Source organism: Candidatus Nanopelagicales bacterium (genome assembly GCA_018003655.1).
Lineage (GTDB): Bacteria > Actinomycetota > Actinomycetes > S36-B12 > UBA10799 > JAGNDY01.
Map to the genome: position 1 here is coordinate 1 of JAGNDY010000130.1, position 4,217 is coordinate 4,217.

6 protein-coding genes are annotated in these 4,217 nt (G+C 62.9%); all 6 read right to left on the reverse strand.

The window, feature by feature from the left end:
• The coding region (locus KAZ48_11090) for a hypothetical protein (GenBank protein MBP7973333.1) at positions 1 to 208 on the reverse strand (208 nt) is incomplete at its 3' end.
• A complete protein-coding gene (locus KAZ48_11095; GenBank protein ID MBP7973334.1) occupies positions 205 to 456 on the reverse strand; it encodes a hypothetical protein in 252 nt (83 codons plus the stop codon). The genes KAZ48_11095 and KAZ48_11090, both read right to left, overlap by 4 nt.
• Positions 453 to 1,352: a site-specific DNA-methyltransferase gene (locus tag KAZ48_11100; protein ID MBP7973335.1), complete on the reverse strand. Its 900-nt coding sequence runs from the start codon at positions 1,350 to 1,352 to the stop codon at positions 453 to 455. Before KAZ48_11100 ends, KAZ48_11095 begins: the two co-directional genes overlap by 4 nt.
• Entirely contained in the window at positions 1,345 to 2,745 is a 1,401-nt protein-coding gene (locus tag KAZ48_11105) for a DEAD/DEAH box helicase (GenBank protein MBP7973336.1), read from the reverse strand. Before KAZ48_11105 ends, KAZ48_11100 begins: the two co-directional genes overlap by 8 nt.
• The gene (locus KAZ48_11110) at positions 2,742 to 3,332 is read right to left on the reverse strand and encodes an ERF family protein (protein ID MBP7973337.1); all 591 of its coding nucleotides are present in this window, start codon (positions 3,330 to 3,332) and stop codon (positions 2,742 to 2,744) included. Before KAZ48_11110 ends, KAZ48_11105 begins: the two co-directional genes overlap by 4 nt.
• Positions 3,329 to 4,081 (reverse strand): hypothetical protein, encoded by a 753-nt coding sequence (locus KAZ48_11115; GenBank protein ID MBP7973338.1) that lies wholly within the window; start codon positions 4,079 to 4,081, stop codon positions 3,329 to 3,331. Before KAZ48_11115 ends, KAZ48_11110 begins: the two co-directional genes overlap by 4 nt.
• Positions 4,082 to 4,217 lie beyond the last annotated feature (136 nt).

A 4,217-nucleotide genomic window follows, 5' to 3' on the forward strand; every position in this document is an offset into this window, starting at 1 on the left:
CGAGGAGCTGGTTGATCGTGTCCCGCGTGGCCTGTTGTTTCCGAACCTCTAGCGGTCCTTCGGCTTTCAGGAACGCCTCGGCGTAGTCGCGCTTGTAGGTGACCATGTACCGCCTGGCTTGCTGGTTATACGCCTCATAATCCCGCAGTAGTTCCACGAGTTCGCGGGACAGTTGCGCGAGGTTGGCGGCGACGTCGTTGGCCTTCACAGGCCCTCCAGAATCGCCACAGCGACCGCCGCGACCTGTACCAGCTCCGTTCGTAGCGCGTCGTCGTCGAGGTCGAGTACGGCCTGCATAACCTCGCCGCATTCCTCCCCGAGGACGACGGCCTTGACGATCATCGGGACCGCCGGTGATGAGCAGTCACCAGTGCCCCAATGGTGATCGCGATTCCACAGTTCCTCTTGTCGTGCGCGTTCCTGCTCGATCGCGTCGACGATGTCGGTGAAGTTCACGCCGACTCGGCTTCCAACGCTGCGAAGAGGTCGAGCTGGTCGTTGCCGCGTTCGGCGGCGGCCAGGTTGCGAGCAGCGACGCGGAAGTAGGCCGGTTTCAGTTCCACGCCGATAAACTTGCGATTCTGCAGGATCGCCCCGTAGCCCTCGGAGCCGATTCCGGCGAACGGGGACAGCACGACCTCGCCCTTACCTGACCAGAGCTTGACGCACCGCTCGATGACGGGTAGTTGAAGTGGGCAGAGGTGCCGTTCGTCGTCGGATTCGCGGGCCTGGGACACCCCGAGGACGTCCGTCTCCCGAATCCCGTACCAGACGGGCCGGGCGTATTCGATCCACTCCTCTTGTGTCAGTTCCGTGGCGATGGGTTCGGCGTTCTTGCCCGGTGTCCGCATGACGACGACGTAGTCCGCCCACGCCTGCCACATAGCCGCAGAGTCCCGCTGCAACTGGACGAACAGCAAGCCCTTGGAATGGGTGCGGATCGCCTGGGCCTGCGGGTTCTTGTCGATCGTGATCTCAGAGTGGTAGATGAACCCGGCCTGCTCGAAGTGGCGAATCGTGTCCCCTCGGAAGTCCCGTCGACCGCTCGCCCCGTGAGTGTTCTCATAGGCGGGCAGGTTCGCGACGTGCATCGCAACCAGTCGCCCCGGTTTGACGATGCGCAGCAGCTCGTCAGTGATGTACTGGAACTGCGCCCAGAACTCCTCGTCTGACCCGACGTTGCCGAGGTCGCGGATTGACGGCGAGTAGGTGTAGGTGGAGGAGAACGGCGGAGAGAACAGCGCCAGGTCCACGGAGTTGCTGGGAAGGTTGGGCAGCACCTCGGAGGAGTCGCCGTTGTAGAGCATCCAGTTGTTGCCTTGGGCGTAGTCCATTGCGAACGGTTCAGACATTGCAGACCTCCAGGAATGCGGGCATGGGCGGGGTGAGGGTGGGCTCGTAGTTGTCGCCTTTGGAAGTGCCGGCGAACAGTTCGGAGCGGTTGTGATCGGCGACAGCGGCGACTAGCCCGCGGGACGTTTCCTGTGCTATGCGTTCCTTGTCGAGGACGTTGTTGTAGATCGTCGACTCGGGTGCGGACAGGACGACCCACGCATGTACGGGTCGGGTCTGACCGAAGCGGTAACACCTACGGATGGCCTGGTAGTAGGCCTCATACGAGTCCGACAGTCCGACGAACGCCATTCGGGCGCAGGTCTGGAAGTTGAGTCCCATACCGGCTATGGACGGCTTGGTCACGAGGACCCGGATACGCCCGTGTGCGAAGTCCGATAGGCGCGCGGACTTCACCTCGGAGTCATCCGAACCGGCGACCTGCACGGCGTCGGGTATTGCAGCAGTCAGCGCGTCGGCCTCATCGTTGAGTCCGCACCACAAGAGCCATTGTTCGTCGGGTTCCCCGGCGACCAGTTCCACCGCTGCCTGTACGCGCTGTTCCAGGGTCGCCTTACGCACTTGTGAACGTTGCGTGATGCCTTCTAGCTTCGCCGTGAATAGCACGTCCTCGGGCACCCAGTCCGTGTCCACGATCACGGAGTCGATCGACAGCGGCGGGAGAATGTAGCCGTCGTCGTCATACCCGAGATCCGACGGTGTCCGGCAGGCGATCGCCCATGAGGACATCCACCGATAGAACGCGTCTTTAGCGTGGCCTTTGAGTCGATAGCGCATGAACTCGCCGCGGTTGTCCGCGATGAAGAACGTGGAGCGCATCTCCTGCGGCGACATGACGCCGAGGAAGTCGGCATGGTTGCAGAGCTCTTGAATATCGTTCGGTGCCGGTGTGGCCGAGCACGACAGCCGGTAATGGGTGGCGTCGAATCCGTGGACCAGGGCCCGTTTGGTGGACCCTGAGAACGACTTGAGGATTGACGACTCATCCAATACGACGGCCCGATATGCGCCGGGGTCGATCAGGTGTAGCCGGTCGTAGTTGGTGATGACGATCCGGCTAGGTGTCCGGTCGGCTTCGGCCTGGTCGCGGACGTAGGTGACGTCCACGCCGATACGTTCAGCCTCCTCGACCGTCTGTGACGCGACTGCCAGCGGTGCGAGGATGAGCGCCCGGCCACCGTCAGCGGTGACGATGCGCGCCCACTCGACCTGCATTCGAGTCTTGCCTAGGCCGGTGTCGGCCCAGATCGCTGCGCAGCCTTTGCGGACAGCCCAGGCGACCATCTGCCGTTGGAACTCGAAGAGGTCTTCGGATACGTCCTCGGGTTCGCAGGGAATCCCGACGCCTTGGAACCCGAGGCTCTTACGCTTCAGGAACTCCGCGTAGCTCATGTCAACTCCCGGTGGCGTCGCGCCCACAGATCCCGGTACTTGCTCGGGTCTTGAGACTCTTTGATCGCCGCGACGAGATGGTCCAGTTGCTCGACCGACTCGGCCCGGACGATCGCCTCCGAGATCGGATCGGTGACCTCGACCGGCGACTCCTGGCGTGACCTTCCCGACCGCTCGTATGTGCTGTGGTCAGGGTCGGGTTCGTCGGTAGGCAGACACAGCGACTGGAGTAGCGCGGTCCGCAGAGCGACGCTCATGGCCTTTGCTGTGGCCTTGTCGCCGGAGTCCATGCTTTCAGCGGCGACAGTGGCCGAGAGCGTGTCGCCTTCAGGTCCGACGAACGTGAACCGGACCGTCAACATGGCGTGACCCGAGAGGGTGCGTTTGGTGCCGATCTCCAACTGGGAGTAGGTGTAGTCCGTCACCTCGGGCAGCACGATGACGCCGTGCTTGCGGAATGCCGGACCTACAGCGTTGAGGACGGCGTCGATGCCGCGGAAGCTGAAGTTCTGATGCGTGTTCCGCTCCGACTTTGACACAGACTGGACGTCTGCCATGACGTTCGCGAGGGCTTCGTGAATCTTCATGCGGCACCTCGGATCGTGGACGGGTTCGACTTGCGCAGATCCCTGACCTGAGCGGCGACCTTCGCAGCGGCGAGCCCGGCGACGAGGTCGACCTCGATCACGTTGCAGACACCTGACCCGCGAGGAATGTGGAAGATGATGCCGCGCGTCTTGTCCGGCGGGGTCAGGTCCAGTTGTGACCAGGACCGCCACCGTCCCGGATACGGTCGACTGTTCGCGTAGATCGCGAGCTGGATCGACCAGGAGACCGCGGAGAACTTCGCCTTGTAGTCCGGCGACTCGCCCAGCTTCCCAGATTTCAAGTCGCCAATGAACGTCCGACCCGAGGAGTCCATCAACAACCGGTCGAACGATCCGGCGACCTGCATCCGCTTGTTAGCGACGAACATCTCGCCACAGACAGGAGTCAGGCCGAACCGCTGGCACGCTGACTGATACGCCTCGCCATCGGCGACCAGTCCAACGGGCAGCCCGTCAGTCGGCTGGCCGTAATCCAGGATCTCCGAGACCGAGTGAATCGCGGTCCCCATATCCCGACCGGAGTCCCCGCCGGCACGATCACACGCCTTGTCAACGATCTCGTTCAGCTTCGACCGCTCATCCCCGGTGGCGGTGGACGCGAGCGCGATCAGGTCAGGCGACTTCGCCAGCCCGAGCGCGGTCGTGCGGGCCTTCCACTTAATGAGGTTGGACGTGTCGTCTAGTGCTTTCGCCAGGGTTGACGCGCGCGTGTACGGGTCACCGTCCACGAGTGGTCTGCCATAACGGTCCCTTTTCGGCTCGGGCTGCTCGATGTGTCTCATACGCTGTACGCGCCTTCCTGTAGGAGGGTGCCCGGACTGTGTTGATTGGTAGTCGGCCAGTCCGGGCCTAACTCATTGCGTG